Below are 14294 nucleotides of genomic sequence, written 5' to 3'. Positions count from 1 at the left end.
GACTGCCGCGCCGGGAGAGCAACATGCGCGGCCCTGGAGCCTTGAGATGACGACCGATTTCCACCGCATTCGCCGGCTGCCGCCCTACGTGTTCGAGCAAGTGAACCGCGTGAAGGCCGCCGCTCGCAATGCCGGGGTGGACATCATCGACCTCGGCATGGGCAATCCCGACCTCGACGCGCCGGCGCACGTCTACGAGAAGCTGAAGGAGACCATCGGCAAGCCGCGCACCGACCGCTATTCCTCGTCCAAGGGCATCCCCGGCCTGCGCAAGGCCCAGGCGGCCTATTACGAGCGGCGATTCGGCGTGAAGCTGGACCCGGACAAGCACGTGGTGGCCACGCTCGGGTCCAAGGAAGGCTTCGCCAACATGGCGCAGGCCATCACCGCCCCCGGCGACGTGATCCTGACGCCGAACCCCTCCTACCCGATCCACGCCTTCGGCTTCCTGATGGCCGGCGGCGTCATCCGCTCGGTGCCGGTGGAGCCGGGGCCGGAGTTCTTCCACGCCATGGAACGGGCGGTGCAGCACTCCATCCCCAAGCCCATCGCGGTCGTGCTGTGCTATCCCTCGAACCCCACGGCCTGCGTGGCGGACCTTGAATTCTACAAGGACGTGGTGGCCTTCGCGAAGAAGAACGACCTGATCGTCCTCTCCGACCTCGCCTATGCCGAGCTGTATTTTGACGGCAACCCGCCCCCCTCGGTGCTGCAGGTGCCGGGCGCCATGGACGTGACGGTGGAGTTCACCTCCATGTCCAAGACCTATTCGATGGCCGGCTGGCGCATGGGCTTCGCGGTGGGCAACGAGCGCCTCATCGCCGCCTTGTCGCGGGTGAAGTCCTATCTCGACTACGGCGCCTACACGCCGATCCAGGTGGCGGCCACCGCCGCGCTGAACGGCCCGCAGGAGTGCGTGGCCGAGATGCGCGAGACCTACAAGAAGCGCCGTGACGCCATGGTGGACAGCTTCGGCCGCGCCGGCTGGAACATCCCCGTGCCGAAGGCCTCCATGTTCGCCTGGGCGCCCATTCCCGAGCCGTTCCGCGAGATGGGCTCGGTGGAATTCGCCAAGCTGCTCATCGAGAAGGCGGAGGTGGCGGTGGCCCCCGGCGTCGGCTTCGGCGAGCACGGCGACGCCTATGTCCGCATCGCGGTGGTGGAGAACGAGCAGCGCATCCGCCAGGCGGCGCGCAACATCCGCCGCTTCTTCGAGCAGGCGGGCACGACGCTCCACAATGTGGTGCCGCTCAGCGCCGCGCGCTGAGTGGTGCCGGCGGGCGCCCCGCGCTAAGAGCGGGGCTCCCCTCCTCTGGCGTAGAACCGGTCCGATCCCATGAGCGAACTGAAAGTGGGCCTCGCCGGCCTCGGCACCGTCGGGGCCGCCGTCTTCCGCATGCTCGAGCGCCGCAGGGCCGAGCTTGCCGCCCGCACTGGCCGCACCCTCACCGTCACGGCCGTCGCCGCGCGTGACCGCAGCCGCGACCGCGGCCTCGCGCTCGGCGACGTCGCCTGGTTCGAGGACCCGGTGGCGCTCGCCCGCGAAGGCGACATCGACGTGTTCGTGGAGCTGATGGGCGGCGAGGGCGATCCCGCCAAGGCCGCGGTCGCCGCCGCGCTCGACCGGGGCATCCCGGTGGTCACCGCCAACAAGGCCCTGCTCGCCAGGTGCGGCGTGGAGCTCGCCCGCCGGGCCGAGGCCACGGGCGCCGGCCTGTTCTTCGAGGCGGCGGTCGCAGGCGGCATCCCCATCGTGAAGACGCTGCGCGATTCGCTCGCCGGCAACGTCATCGAGCGGGTGTCGGGCATCCTCAACGGCACCTGCAACTACATCCTCACCCGCATGGCGGACGAGAAGCTCTCGTTCCATGTCTGCCTCACCGAGGCCCAGCGCCTCGGCTATGCGGAGGCGGACCCCACCTTCGACATCGACGGCTACGACACCGCCCACAAGCTCTCCATCCTCACCTCGCTGGCCTTCGGCACGCAGGTGGATGCGGACGCCATCTATGTGGAGGGCATCCGCCAGCTGACCCTCGCCGACCTCGAGGCGGCCGACGACCTCGGCTACCGGGTCAAGCTGCTGGGCGTGGCGGTGAAGACCGACACCGGCATCGAGCAGCGCGTGCACCCCACCATGGTGCCCAAGCACTGGCCCATCGCCCAGGTCTCCGGCGTCACCAACGCGGTGGCGGTGGATGGCGACGCCGTCGCGCTCACGCTGGTGGGCCCCGGCGCCGGCGGCGATGCCACCGCCTCAGCGGTGGTGGCCGACATCTTCGACGTGGCCCGCGGCAATCGCGGCTTCGCCTTCGGCCTGCCCGTCGACGGGCTGCAGAAGGCCGAGCGCGCGCCCATGCAGCGCCACGAGGGCGGCTACTACATCCGCCTGTCGGTGGTGAACAAGCCGGGCACCGCCGCCACCATCACCCGCCGCATGGCGGACGAGCAGATCTCGCTGGAATCCATCGTCCAGCGCCAGCCCGGCGGCGCCGTCGCCGCCGAGACGGCCCACGTGATCCTCATCACCTACGCCACGACCGAGGAGGCCGTGCGCCGCGCGATCGCCGCCATCGAGGCCGACGGCGTGGTGGCCTCCCTCCCCCAGGTGATCCGCATCGAGAAGGATTGACGCCATGAGCGTTGCCCGGATGCCCCAGGTGCTCGACCGCCGCCTCGCCCTCGATCTGGCGCAGGTGACAGAGCGGTGCGCTGTCGCCGCCGCGCGGCTGCGTGGACGCGGCGACGAGCAGGCGGCGGACCTCGCCGCCATGGCCGCCTGCCACCGCGAGCTGAGCCAGGTGCCGGTCTCCGGCACCATCGTCATCGGCGAGGGCGTCGAGGGCGAGTGCGACCAGCTGTTCGTGGGCGAGGCGCTGGGCCTCGGCGGACCGGAGGTGGACCTTGCCGTCGACGCGCTGGAGGGCTCCACCCTCTGCGCCAAGAACATGGAAGGCTCGCTCTGCGTGCTGGCGGTGGCCGAGCGCGGCTCGCTACTGCAGGTGCCCGCCGCCTACATGGAGAAGCTGGCCATCGGGCCCGGCTATCCCGACGGCATCGTCTCGCTCTCCCGCAGCCCGCAGGAGAACATCCACGCGCTCGCCGAGGCGAAGGGCGTGCCGCCCTCCGAGATCACCGCGCTGATCCTCGACCGGCCCCGCCATGGGCCGCTCATCGAGGCGGTGCGCAAGACCGGCGCCGCCATCAAGCTCATCACCGACGGTGACGTGGCGGGGGTGATCCACACCACCAATCCGCACGAGAGCGGCATCGACATCTATCTCGGCCTCGGCGGCGCGGCGGAAGGCGTGCTGGCGGCGGCGGCGCTGCGCTGCATCGGCGGGCAGATGGAAGGCCGCCTCGTGCTCGACACCGAGAAGAAGCGCGCCCAGGCCAAGGCCCTCGGCATCCGCGACGGCTCGAAGGTGTACAAGCTGGAGGAGATGGTGCGGGGCGACTGCCTCGTCGCCGCCACCGGTGTCACCGACGGAGCGCTGCTGAAGGGCGTGCGCTTCGGCCGCGAGATGATCGCGACCGACACCATCGTCCTGCGCGCCGCCACCGGCACCGTGCGCCGCATCGCCACCGAGCACCGCGACTTCCGCAAGTTCCGTCTCGCCGAGTGAGCGCGGGGCCCGCCCTCAGCCCCCCTCACTTGCACCCACCTCACTTGCAGGCGGGATAGCCGAACTTCGCGATGATGGTGCTGCCGGGAATGGCGAGGAAATCGAACGTCGACATGGCGTTCCGCTCCAGGAGGTACTGGCGCAGCGCCGGATTGTAGCGCGCCAGCATGCGGCTGGTGGTGTCGGCGCTGATCTTGCCGCTGCGGGGATTGCCGCCGGCATGGAACAGCAGCGTCGCGCCCGGCTTCACGCAGACATTGCGGATGGCGAGCATCATGGTGCAGGCCGACTGGCAATGCCCATCGATGACGAACCGCTCGCCGGAGGCGTTGAACTTCGCCACCACCGCCTCGAACTCGGCGAACCGCTGCGGAGTCGGCGCCCCCATGCCGAGGCCGAGCGAGGACACCGACCCGTCGGCGCGGGCCGCTCCCGGAAGGCCGGCGGCGAGCAGACCGGCGATGGCGAAGGCGAACATCTGAAAGGCACCGCGCGGAGCGCCGCGCCGCGGCTTGCGACCCCTCGTCTCCATGGCTTCCCCCCAAAACGTGATGTCGGAAACTCCGTAACCGCAGTGTCCGCGCAACCGGCGGCGGTGGCAACCGCGCGGCCGCAATCGCGCCGGAAACCGCGCATCGGCGACAGCGATCGCACGAATCCGGTATCATCCCTGCGACGATCCTCGCGTCAGAGTCCGGAGCCGCCATGGACCACCTGATCTACCGGCTGGGCATCGCCCTTGCCATCGGGCTGGTGGTGGGCGTCGAGCGCGGCTGGCGCGAGCGCACCGATCCGCCAGGCAGCCGCACCGCCGGCGTGCGCACCTATTCGCTCATCGGCCTGCTCGGCGGCGTGAGCGCGGCGCTGGCGCTGGCGATCCAGAGCCCGGCGGTGCTGATCGCGTCCAGCCTCGCCTTCACCGCCCTGTTCACCCTCTTCAAGTACCGCGAGATGGTGGAGGACCGGGAGTTCGGCATCACCGGCATCGTGGCCGCGCTGCTGGTGTTCGCCCTCGGCGCGCTGGCGGTGGCGGGAGACGCGGCGGCGGCGGGGGCGGTCGCCATCGCCGCCACGGGCCTTCTTGCCGCCCGGGAAATGCTGCATGGCCTGGTCGCCCGCCTCACCTGGGTGGAGCTGCGCTCGGCGCTGATCCTGCTCGGCATGACCATGATCGTGCTGCCGCTGCTGCCCGATCGCACCCTCGACCCGTTCGACAGCATCAATCCGCGCCAGATCTGGCTGTTCATGGTGCTCACCGCCACCATCTCGTTCGCCGGCTATGTGGCGGTGAAGGTGGCGGGGCCGGAGAAGGGCATTCTGTTCAGCGCGCTGGGCGGGGCGCTCGTCTCCTCCACCGCCGTCACCATCGCCTTCGCCCGGCGCGCCGCCGCGGAGGAGCCGGCGGTGCTGCTGGCCGGCGGGGCGGCGCTCGCGGCCATGGTCTCGCTGCTGCGCGTGCTGGTGATCTGCATGGTGGTGGCGCCGGGGCTGCTGGCGACGCTGGCGCCGCCCGCCATCGCGGCGGCGGCCGCCTTCGCCCTCGCCGGCGGCATCATGATGCGCAGCGCGGGCGCGGCCCAGGGCGAATCCACCCTCGGCAATCCGTTCGATCTCGGCCCGCTTGCGGCGTTCGCCTGCATGTTCGGCGTGGTCTCCTTCATCAGCGGCTTCCTGCTGAAGTCGGTGGGGCCGCAGAGCCTGTTCGCGGTGAGCGCGGTGGCGGGCATCGTCGACGTGGACGTGCCCTCGCTGAACGCCGCGCGCCTCGCCGGCAGCTCGCTCACCTTCGAGGCCGCCGCCCTCGCCATCCTCATCGCCCTCGGCGTGAACGCCATCGCCCGCGTGGGCTTCGCGGCGGCCGCCGGGCCGCTGCCCTTCACGGCGCGGCTCGCGGCGGCGACCGCGGCGGCGGTGGGCGCGGCCCTTGCCGTGCTTGCGGTCGCGCGGGGGCTGGCATGACACAAGCCGGCTCGACGCCGCGCGCCGGCTCTGGCCTCATCCGGCCATGACCATCGCCCTGCCGAATCGCCTGTTCCTCGATGTCGCCCGCTCGGCCACCGGCCGTGCCTGGCGCGAGCGGCTGGACGTGCGCACCTCCCAGATCGCCCTGGCCATGGCGCAGCGCCACGGCATCAGCGAGCTGCTCGCCCGCGTGCTGGCCGGGCGCGATGTGCCGCTCGACGAGGTGGAGCGCTATCTCGATCCCTCCATCCGCACCCTCCTGCCCGATCCGGACACGCTGACCGACATGCCGGCCGCCGTGGAGCGCCTCGCCCGCGCGGTCGCGACCGGCGAGACCGTGGCAGTGTTCGGCGACTATGACGTGGACGGCGCCTGCGCCACCGCGCTCATGGTGAGCGTCCTGCGCGCGGCCGGGCTCGACCCGCTGTTCCATATTCCCGACCGCATCTTCGAGGGCTATGGCCCGAGCGTGCCGGCCATCGAGCAGCTCGCGGCGCGCGGCGTGACGCTGCTGGTGACGGTGGATTGCGGGACAACGTCCCAGGAGCCGCTCGAAGCCGCCCGCCGGCTCGGCATGGATACGGTGGTCATCGACCATCACCAGGCGGGCGAGGCGCTGCCTCCCGCCGCCGCCATCGTGAACCCCAATCGCGAGGATGATCTTTCGGGCCTCGGCCACGTGTGCGCGGCGGGGCTGGTGTTCGTCACCGCCGTGGGGCTGGTGCGGGCGCTGCGGCAGCGCGGGCACTTCACCACGGAGCGCCCCGCCCCCGACCTGCTGGACGCGCTCGACCTCGTGGCGCTGGCCACCGTGGCGGACGTGGTGCCCCTGCGCGGGCTCAACCGCGCCTTCGTCACCAAGGGGCTGCTGGCCATGCGCCGGCGCAGCCGCATCGGCCTCACCGCGCTGATGGACGCCGCGCGGCTCGACGGGCCGCCGCGCCCGTTCCATCTCGGCTTCCTCATCGGCCCGCGCATCAATGCGGGAGGCCGCATCGGCGAGGCGACGCTGGGCGCGCGCCTGCTCCTTACCGACGACCCGGCGGAGGCGCGGCGCATCGCCGGCGAGCTCGACCGGCTGAATTCCGAGCGGCAGGAGGTGGAGCGCGCCATCCTCGCCGCCGCCGAGGCCGAGGCGCAGGCCTCGCTGGGCATCGGCGACGAGGGCGCGGTGGTGGTGGTGAGCGGCGACGGCTGGCATCCCGGCGTGGTGGGGCTGGTGGCGGCGCGGCTGAAGGAACGGTTCCAACGCCCCGCCTTCGCCATCGCCTTCAACGGCGAGACCGGCACCGGCTCCGGCCGCTCCCTCCCCGGCGTGGACATCGGCCGCGCGGTGCGGGGCGCGGTGGAGAGCGGCATCCTCGCCAAGGGCGGCGGGCACGCCATGGCGGCCGGCCTCACCGTGGCGCGCGGCCAGCTGGGCGCGCTGCGGGCGGACTTGGAGCGGCGCCTTGCCGCCGACGTGGAGCGCGCGCGGGCCGAGGGCACCCTTGCCATCGACGGCGCGCTGACCGCGCGCGGCGCGACGCCCGATTTGATCGAGACGGTTTCCCGCGCAGGGCCGTTCGGCGCCGGCAATCCGGACCCGGTGTTCGCCTTTCCGGGCCACCGCATCAGCTTCGTGGAAAGCTTCGGCGCCGGGCACGTGCGGGCGCGCATCGCCTCTCCCGACGGCGCGACGCTGAAGGCCACCGCCTTCCGCAGCGCCGAGGAGCCGCTCGGCCGCGCGCTCCTCGCCGCGCGGGGACGGCCGCTGCACGTGGCCGGCAGCCTGGAGCTCGACACCTGGCAGGGCGAAACCCGCGCGGCGCTGCGCATCCGCGATGTGGCGGAGCCGCTGTGAGCCGTGCCGTGGCAAGGGGAACCGCGCGGCGAGCGGCGCATTCGCGATGCGGCCGAACCGGCGTGTGATGCGGTGTGGCGGGGGAACCGTGCGACGTGCCGGATATCCGAGGCGAAGGGCGGGGCCGACGTTGGGCGCTCTTTTGGCAAGGTGAAACGCGCAGCACGCGCGCATCCGCGACGGGCTCGGGCGGGCTGAGGTGACAAAAGCAAGAATGCGCGCTGCGCCACGCTCCGCGATGGGACGGAGACGGCCTGAATCGCGCTGCGGGGGGTGACGGCGTGCGGTGGCTTCCGGTTCTTCTGTGCTTCAATGCCGGCTTCGTGGATACCACCGGCTTCGTCTCGCTGGGCGGGCTGTTCAGCGCGCATGTCACCGGCAACATCGTCACCATCGCCGCCGCGCTGGCTCAGGCGCGGGCGCCGGAGCTTGGGAAGGTCATCGCCCTTCCGGTGTTCGCCGTGGTGGTGATCGGCGCCCACCTGCTGGGACGGGCCATGCAGGCCCGCGGCCGCAGCGACTTCCGCATCCTCATGGGCGCCAAGCTGGTGCTCCTCGCCCATGCGGCGCTGGTGGCGGTGACGGTGGGCCCCTTCTACCACCCCGACGCGCCGAACGCCCTGATGACCGGGATGACGCTGGTGAGCGCCATGGCGCTGCAGAACGCCTTGCACCGGACCCATCTGAAGGACGTGCCGCCCTCCACCATGATGACAGGCACCTTCACCCAGCTGCTGGTGGATGGCGCGGCCCTCTGGCAGCCGGGCCCCGACAGCGATCGCGCGGCCACGCGCGCGCGGCTGGGGCGGTTCGCCGGCAATTTCGCCGCCTTCGTCGCCGGCTGCGCGCTGGCGGCGCTGCTTCACCTGCTGGTGGGCATGTGGTGCATGCTGGTGCCGCCGCTGGTGGCCATGGCCGAGATCTTCTCCCTGCCCCCGGAAGAGGCGGGCGAAGCCACGGCGGCGTAGGCTCGCTCGCCGGCGAGGCGGCGCCGGGAGCAGCGCGCCCGATGGATTGCGCGACCCGGCCTCCCGCCCGATCGTGCGCGGGGCCGCCTCGGGGCCGCCTCAGCGCTCCTCTCCTCAGCGCTCCTCTCCTCAGCGCGCCTCGCCTCAGCGCGCCTCTCCTCAGCGCTCCTCGGAGACGCGCAGGGCGGCGCGGCCGGTGATCTTGCGCTTGCGCGGGGCAGGCGTCGCCGCAGGCGCATCGGCCCCGGGAACGTCCTTGGCGGGTGCATCCTTGGCGGCGGCACCCTTCCGGGCGGCCGGCTTGCGGGCGGGCTTCTCGGCCGCGGCGGCGGGCGCGCGGCTGCCGTCGGCAAGCGCCAGCAGCGCCTTCACCCGGTCCGCCGGCTGCGCCAAGGCGGGAGCGTGCGGGTCGAGCCGGGCGAGGAGCGGTTTCGTCTTGGCCGCCGGCACGCCGTCCAGCGCCTCGGCGAAGGCCGCGGGGCCGAGCAGCACGTGCATCGCGCGCAGGGCTTCGAGGCTCGTGCCGTCCGCCACCAGCTGGGCACGGACGATCTCGTTCACCGCCTTGCGGGCGAGGTTGGCGCCGGCGGAGAACAGCTCCGCCCTGCCCCCGACGGCGGCGAGCAGCTGGAAGAAATCAGTCCCGTCACGCATCGAGCCGTCTCCGGGTCTCGCTCACGAGGTCGCGCACCGCATCCACCGCGCGATACCATTTCTGCTCGAACGACGGCGCGTAGGGGAAATTGTCCGGGTCCATGGCCCGCTCGATGGCGGCAAGGTTGCTCACCGTCGCGTCGAACATCTCGAACACCGCATCCTCCGCCGCCGCCTCCTCGCGCAGGCTCTCCAGCGTATCGCGATGCTGGATCTTGTTCGCATTCACGCGGCTCGCCAAGACCACCGGCCGGCGCCGGGGCTGCGGCAGGGCGGAGCGCGTGACGTGGGCATTCTCCCACACCGAGGCGCGGAACGCGTCGAAGCCGAGGGTGGAGAGGTAATCGGGAATGGTGGGCACGATCACCATGTCGGCGAGGCGGATCGCCACCTCCGTGAAGGCGGAGATGCCGGGCGCGCAGTCGAACAGGACGATGTCGTAGCGCGCCCGGAGGTGAACCAGAGCCTCCTCCAGCACCTTGAGCGACTGCCCCTCCAGCGAGCGCATGCCGAAATTGCGCTCGGCGAGGCGCAGCACGATCTCCCGCTCCAGCAGGCGCAGGCGGGGGCTGGCCACCACCATGTCGATGGCCAGCTCCTCGCCGGCGCGCATCACGTGGGAGATGCCGGGAGTGACGTAGTCGGTGATGGGCTTGCGGTCGCCGTAGAGCAGCCGGTCGGCCAGGAAGGAGGTGATGGAGCGGCGCTGCTCGAGGATGGCTTTCAGCTCCTCGTCCGGCGCGAAGCAGTAGGAGGCGTTGGCCTGGGCGTCGAGATCGACCACCGCCACCTTCCACCCCGCCTCGGCGAAACCCTCCGCCAGCATGACGACGGTGGTGGTCTTGCCCACACCGCCCTTCATGTTGGCGACGGCGATCACTCGCCCCCCAGCGTCCGCCATCGCCCCCGTCCCCCCTGGTCAGCGTGGCCGCAACTTAGCGGCCATGCTGCACCTGCTCAATACAACCCTGTGAGGTAGTAGAAAGCGATGACGAAGAACACGGCCGCCGTCTTGATGAGGGTGATGGCGAAAATGTCGCCGTAGGACTGGCGATGCGTCAGTCCGGTCACCGCCAAGAGGGTGATGACCGCGCCGTTGTGCGGCAACGTGTCCATGCCGCCGGAGGCCATGGACGCCACCCGGTGCATCACCTCCAGCGGAATGCCGTAGGCGTGGGCCTGGGCGATGAACTGGTCCGCCATGGCCGCCAGCGCGATGGACAGGCCGCCCGACGCCGAGCCGGTGATGCCGGCGAGCGTGGTCACCGTGATGGCCTCGTTCACCAGCGGGTTGGGGATGGCGGCGAGCGCGCCCTTGATGACGAGGAAGCCCGGCAGCGCCGCGATCACGGCGCCGAAGCCGTATTCCGTCGCGGTGTTCAGGCTGGCCAGCAGCGCGCCGGCCACCGCATCCTTCGAGCCGCCGGCGAACTTGCCGGCAATGGGCTTGAAGCCGAACACCAGCACCGTGAGGATGCCGAGCAGCAGCGCCGCCTGCACCGACCAGATGGCGGCCCAGGTGCTGGTGGGCACGCTCACCGCGGCGGCGCCGGGCACCAGCGTGGCCGAGGCGGTGGTGCCGAACCAGCCGGGAATGAGCTGGGCGAACACCAGGTTGGCGATGCCCACCACCACCAGCGGCAGCAGGGCAAGGAACGGCGAGACGAGCGGCACGCTCTCGTCCACCACCACCTCGTTGATATGACCCTCGCCATAGCCCTCGCCCTTGCGCTGGGCCTGCCGGCGGCGGAACTCCAGGTAGGAGATGCCCACCAGCAGCATGAACAGGGCGCCGACGATGCCGAGGATCGGCGCCGCATAGGCGGTGGTGTGGAAGAAGGTGGTGGGGATGATGTTCTGGATCTGCGGCGTGCCGGGCAGCGTGTCCATGGTGAAGGAGAAGGCGCCGAGCGCCACCACCGCCGGCAGCAGGCGCTTGGGGATGCCCACCTGGCGGAACATCTCGGCACCGAACGGATAGACCGCGAACACGACGACGAACAGCGAGACGCCGCCGTAGGTCAGGAGCGCGCCCACCAGCACGATGGAGAGGATCGCCCGCCCCGGCCCCAGCAGCTTGACGATGGAGGAGACGATGGAGCGCGAGAAGCCCGACAGCTCGATCAGCTTGCCGAACACCGCGCCCAGCAGGAACACGGGGAAGTAGAGCTTGATGAAGCCAACCATCTTTTCCATGAACAGGCCGGAAAAGACGACGGGGACGGCGGAAGGATCAGTCAGCAATACGGCGCCGAGGGCGGCCACCGGCGCGAACAGGATGACGCTGAAGCCGCGATAGGCGACCAGCATGAGGAAGCCGAGGGCGGCGATGCAAATGAGGAAGCTCATGAGATGCCCTGAGAAGGAGGTAGGAGAATCCCTTAAACATAGGGAAGCTACACTGTCCTAATACACGCAACCATACGACTTCCAACCGTGCCGCAACGTCACGCGGCACGGTTCGGCCGGCGCCCGGAGGCGGCCGGCGACGGCGCGGGGCAGGCCCGCGCCGTGCATCAGGGCATCAGGGCGATCTGCTCGAGGCCCATGGTCTCGGGGTAACCCATGACCACGTTCATGTTCTGCACCGCCTGGCCGGAGGCGCCCTTCACCAGATTGTCCAGCGTGGAGATGAGGATGGCGCGGTTCGGATTGCGATCCGCCGCCACCCCCAGGAACACCATGTTGGAGCCGCGCACATGCCGCGACTGCGGCACCTGGCCGAACGGCAGCACATGGACGAAGGGCTCGCCGCGGTAATAGTCGGCGAGGATGCGGTGCAGGTCCTCGGCGCTGGCGCCGGCGGTGCGCACATAGATGGTGGCGTAGATGCCCCGGTTCATGGGCGCGAGCACCGGCACGAACATGGGCGACACCGGACGCCCGGCGGCCTTGGAGAATTCCTGGTCCAGCTCGCCCATGTGGCGGTGGCCGGAGACCGCATAGGCGTGGATGCCCTCCGACACCTCGGAGAACAGCATCGCCTCCTTGGCCGCGCGGCCGGCGCCGGACATGCCGGTCTTGGAATCGATGACGATCGTCTCCGGATCCAGCGCGCCGGCCTCCAGCAGGGGCACGATCGGCAGGATGGCAGTGGAGGAGTGGCAGCCGGGATTGGCCACCAGCCGCGCCTTGCGGATGTCGTCGCGATAGATCTCGACGAGGCCGAACGCGGCCTCCTTCTGCAGCTCCAGCGCCTGGTGCGGATGGCCGTACCACTGCTCGTAGGCGCCGGGGTCGGTCAGGCGGAAGTCGGCGGACAGGTCCACCACCTTCACGCTCGGCGCCGCGTCGAGCACCTTCTTGATGACGAGCTGCGTGGTGGCGTGCGGCAGGGCGCAGAACACGAGGTCGACCTGCGTGAAGTCCACCTCGTCGATGGTGACGAGCTTCGGCAGGGCGAACGGGGCGAACTGCGGGAACACCTCGGCCATGGTCTGGCCGGCCTTGCGGTCGGCGGTCAGGGCGACCAGCTCGGCGCGCGGATGGCGCAGCAGCAGTCGCACCAGCTCCGAGCCGGTGTAACCCGAAGCACCAAGTACCGCGATCCTGGCCTTTGCGTCCGCCATCTGACCTCTCCATGGCCGGCGCGCGGAATGGGCTCGGCGCCGGGCGAAGCTGTCTACACCGCTTTCAACGACGATTGAAGGACGGCCCACGCAGGTCCGCCCCGCCCCCGGGCGCGCGCGGCGCATGGCCTGCATTTGCGGACGGTCGGCCCGGCGGCTCAGCCGCGCGGATCGATCGGCCTGAGGCCGAGGGGCAGCGAGACCACGAGGCGCACGCCGCTGGGCGTCACCGCCGTCACCTTCAGCGTGCCGCGCATGGCCTCCACCCGGCTGGTGAGGCTGGCGAGGCAGGTCTTGCCCGGCACCGGCGGCGCCTGCCCCATGCCGGGGCCGGCATCGCTGATGGTGAGCACCAGGTAGCCCCGCGCCCGCTCCACCCGCACCGCCTGACCGATCCCGCCGCCATGGCGATAGGCGTTCGACAGCCCCTCCTGCACCACGCGGAAGGAGCTGACCTTCACCGAGCGGCGCACCGTCTGCGGCAGCGTGCCGAAGGCGAGCGTGACCGACGTCCCGGTGAGCCGCTCGTGGCCGAGCACGGCGAGACGGACCGCCTCCTCCAGGTTCAGCCCCTCCAGCTCCGGCAGGGCGAGGCCGCTGGTGATGTCGCGCAGCTCGGCCACCACCGTCCGCAGCTCGGCGCCGAGCTCGCGCTGGCGGCCGGCGTCGCCCGCCGTCAGGGCAAGGATGGCAAGGCGCTGGATCGGACCGTCGTGGATGTCGGTGCCCACCCGGGCGAGGGTGCGCTCGATGGCGATCATCGCATCGTGCCGCGCCTGCTCGGCCACGCGGGTGAGCACCGCGCCGCGCCGGCTCAGCAGCCGGGCGTGGCGGGCCTGGCGCACCAGCGCCGCCTGCTGACGCTCGATGGTGGCCGCGGCGCCGGTGACGAGCAGATAGAGCATGCCCAGCATGGCGACGCAGACGAGGCCGACCATGGGCCAGGTCTTCAGGCTCTCCTCCCGCGCGAGGCGGTCCATCTCGCCGCTCCACAGGTCCACACCCGCCACCGCGACAGCGGCGCCTGAGGGATCGCGCACCGGGGCGAACAGGCGCATCAGCATGCCGCGCTCCCCGTGCGGCGCGAGGCGCAGCGGGCGCGTCACGGTCTCGCCGGCGAGCGCTGCCGCGCGCGCATCCCCCGGCAGCGCCTCCGGCATCGCGCGGCGCGGGAGGGAGAAGACCTCGCGACCGCGCTGGTCCCACACGACGAGCACCATGAACTCGCGGTGGAGATTGCCCTCGATCTCGCTGGCGAGGCGCCCGGCTGCGGCCTCGGCGCGCGGGCCGGGGGGACCGACGAGGTCCTGCACATGGTCGCCCACCAGGTCATCGAGGAACCGTGCGCTGGCCGCGAGCGCGGCAGTGCGCCAGTCGGTCTCGATGCGACCCTGGATCCACAGCCCGAGCGCCAGCATCGAGCCCGCGAACAGGAGGGAGGCGCTGACCAGGAACTGCGTCCGCAGCCCCATCCGGCGCCACCACCCGACCAAAGTCCCTATTGGTCCGACGGACCATGGTCGTGACAGGATCCGTCCTTCGACCTCAGGATTTTCCCGCGAATTGGAGGGGGCAGACCGCGAGACCTTATGGTCTATGTTCTTCTCCATGGCGTGTTTCACTATCAGCAACGCTGCGTCATGCAGGGTAGCGACTATTTCGCCTTGGGCCA

General features: G+C 71.1%; 12 protein-coding genes. 6 read left to right on the top strand and 6 right to left on the bottom strand.

The window, feature by feature from the left end; translation table 11 throughout:
• The first annotated feature begins 46 nt into the window (after window positions 1-46).
• From V5F49_RS19600 to glpX, 3 genes are all read left to right on the top strand, one after another.
• Window positions 47-1267 (top strand): LL-diaminopimelate aminotransferase, encoded by a 1221-nt coding sequence (locus V5F49_RS19600; protein WP_394114959.1) that lies wholly within the window; start codon window positions 47-49, stop codon window positions 1265-1267.
• A 69-nt stretch (window positions 1268-1336) separates the two neighbouring features.
• Complete coding sequence (locus tag V5F49_RS19595; protein WP_394114958.1) at window positions 1337-2632, top strand: homoserine dehydrogenase; 1296 nt, start codon at window positions 1337-1339, stop codon at window positions 2630-2632.
• Between the two features lie 4 nt (window positions 2633-2636).
• Window positions 2637-3626, top strand: coding sequence for a class II fructose-bisphosphatase (glpX, locus tag V5F49_RS19590; RefSeq protein WP_394114957.1), 990 nt, complete (start codon window positions 2637-2639; stop codon window positions 3624-3626).
• Window positions 3627-3666: 40 nt separating this feature from the next.
• On the opposite strand, the gene V5F49_RS19585 is transcribed toward glpX, so the two are convergent.
• Window positions 3667-4104 (bottom strand): hypothetical protein, encoded by a 438-nt coding sequence (locus V5F49_RS19585; protein ID WP_394114956.1) that lies wholly within the window; start codon window positions 4102-4104, stop codon window positions 3667-3669.
• A gap of 227 nt (window positions 4105-4331) precedes the next feature.
• On the opposite strand from V5F49_RS19585, the gene V5F49_RS19580 reads away from it, so the two are divergent.
• The 3 genes from V5F49_RS19580 to V5F49_RS19570 all read left to right on the top strand — a co-directional run bounded on the left by V5F49_RS19580 (window position 4332) and on the right by V5F49_RS19570 (window position 8399).
• Window positions 4332-5585 carry an MgtC/SapB family protein gene (locus V5F49_RS19580; RefSeq protein WP_394114955.1) on the top strand — a complete coding sequence of 418 codons (1254 nt, stop codon included), beginning with the start codon at window positions 4332-4334 and terminating at the stop codon, window positions 5583-5585.
• Window positions 5586-5631: 46 nt separating this feature from the next.
• Window positions 5632-7431, top strand: coding sequence for a single-stranded-DNA-specific exonuclease RecJ (gene recJ, locus V5F49_RS19575; RefSeq protein ID WP_394114954.1), 1800 nt, complete (start codon window positions 5632-5634; stop codon window positions 7429-7431).
• 281 nt (window positions 7432-7712) lie between these two features.
• On the top strand, window positions 7713-8399 hold the full coding sequence (locus tag V5F49_RS19570; protein ID WP_394114953.1) for a YoaK family protein: 687 nt from the start codon (window positions 7713-7715) through the stop codon (window positions 8397-8399).
• Window positions 8400-8558: 159 nt separating this feature from the next.
• Here V5F49_RS19570 and V5F49_RS19565 read toward each other — a convergent pair whose 3' ends face one another.
• The 5 genes from V5F49_RS19565 to V5F49_RS19545 all read right to left on the bottom strand — a co-directional run bounded on the left by V5F49_RS19565 (window position 8559) and on the right by V5F49_RS19545 (window position 14094).
• Window positions 8559-9053 (bottom strand): hypothetical protein, encoded by a 495-nt coding sequence (locus tag V5F49_RS19565; protein WP_394114952.1) that lies wholly within the window; start codon window positions 9051-9053, stop codon window positions 8559-8561.
• Window positions 9046-9954: a ParA family protein gene (locus tag V5F49_RS19560; protein ID WP_394114951.1), complete on the bottom strand. Its 909-nt coding sequence runs from the start codon at window positions 9952-9954 to the stop codon at window positions 9046-9048. Before V5F49_RS19560 ends, V5F49_RS19565 begins: the two co-directional genes overlap by 8 nt.
• 56 nt (window positions 9955-10010) lie before the next feature.
• On the bottom strand, window positions 10011-11402 hold the full coding sequence (locus tag V5F49_RS19555) for a GntP family permease (protein WP_394114950.1): 1392 nt from the start codon (window positions 11400-11402) through the stop codon (window positions 10011-10013).
• A 167-nt stretch (window positions 11403-11569) separates the two neighbouring features.
• A complete protein-coding gene (gene argC, locus V5F49_RS19550) occupies window positions 11570-12622 on the bottom strand; it encodes an N-acetyl-gamma-glutamyl-phosphate reductase (protein ID WP_394114949.1) in 1053 nt (350 codons plus the stop codon).
• A 158-nt stretch (window positions 12623-12780) separates the two neighbouring features.
• Window positions 12781-14094, bottom strand: coding sequence for a sensor histidine kinase (locus tag V5F49_RS19545; RefSeq protein ID WP_394114948.1), 1314 nt, complete (start codon window positions 14092-14094; stop codon window positions 12781-12783).
• Window positions 14095-14294 lie beyond the last annotated feature (200 nt).

The sequence above is a fragment of the Xanthobacter lutulentifluminis genome (genome assembly GCF_043194675.2).
In the GTDB taxonomy this organism is placed as follows: Bacteria; Pseudomonadota; Alphaproteobacteria; order Rhizobiales; family Xanthobacteraceae; genus Xanthobacter.
Note: the sequence above shows the minus strand (reverse complement) of the source record. Positions and strands in the feature narration are given on the sequence as shown.

Excerpts from the sequence above, each read along its gene's own strand:
- V5F49_RS19565 (WP_394114952.1), bottom strand. The coding sequence starts at position 9,053 with ATGCGTGACGGGACTGATTTCTTCCAGCTGCTCGCCGCCGTCGGGGGC.
- V5F49_RS19600 (WP_394114959.1), top strand. The coding sequence starts at position 47 with ATGACGACCGATTTCCACCGCATTCGCCGGCTGCCGCCCTACGTGTTC.
- glpX (WP_394114957.1), top strand. The coding sequence starts at position 2,637 with ATGAGCGTTGCCCGGATGCCCCAGGTGCTCGACCGCCGCCTCGCCCTC.
- V5F49_RS19545 (WP_394114948.1), bottom strand. The coding sequence starts at position 14,094 with ATGGGGCTGCGGACGCAGTTCCTGGTCAGCGCCTCCCTCCTGTTCGCG.
- V5F49_RS19560 (WP_394114951.1), bottom strand. The coding sequence starts at position 9,954 with ATGGCGGACGCTGGGGGGCGAGTGATCGCCGTCGCCAACATGAAGGGC.
- V5F49_RS19585 (WP_394114956.1), bottom strand. The coding sequence starts at position 4,104 with ATGTTCGCCTTCGCCATCGCCGGTCTGCTCGCCGCCGGCCTTCCGGGA.
- V5F49_RS19580 (WP_394114955.1), top strand. The coding sequence starts at position 4,332 with ATGGACCACCTGATCTACCGGCTGGGCATCGCCCTTGCCATCGGGCTG.
- V5F49_RS19595 (WP_394114958.1), top strand. The coding sequence starts at position 1,337 with ATGAGCGAACTGAAAGTGGGCCTCGCCGGCCTCGGCACCGTCGGGGCC.
- recJ (WP_394114954.1), top strand. The coding sequence starts at position 5,632 with ATGACCATCGCCCTGCCGAATCGCCTGTTCCTCGATGTCGCCCGCTCG.
- V5F49_RS19555 (WP_394114950.1), bottom strand. The coding sequence starts at position 11,402 with ATGAGCTTCCTCATTTGCATCGCCGCCCTCGGCTTCCTCATGCTGGTC.
- argC (WP_394114949.1), bottom strand. The coding sequence starts at position 12,622 with ATGGCGGACGCAAAGGCCAGGATCGCGGTACTTGGTGCTTCGGGTTAC.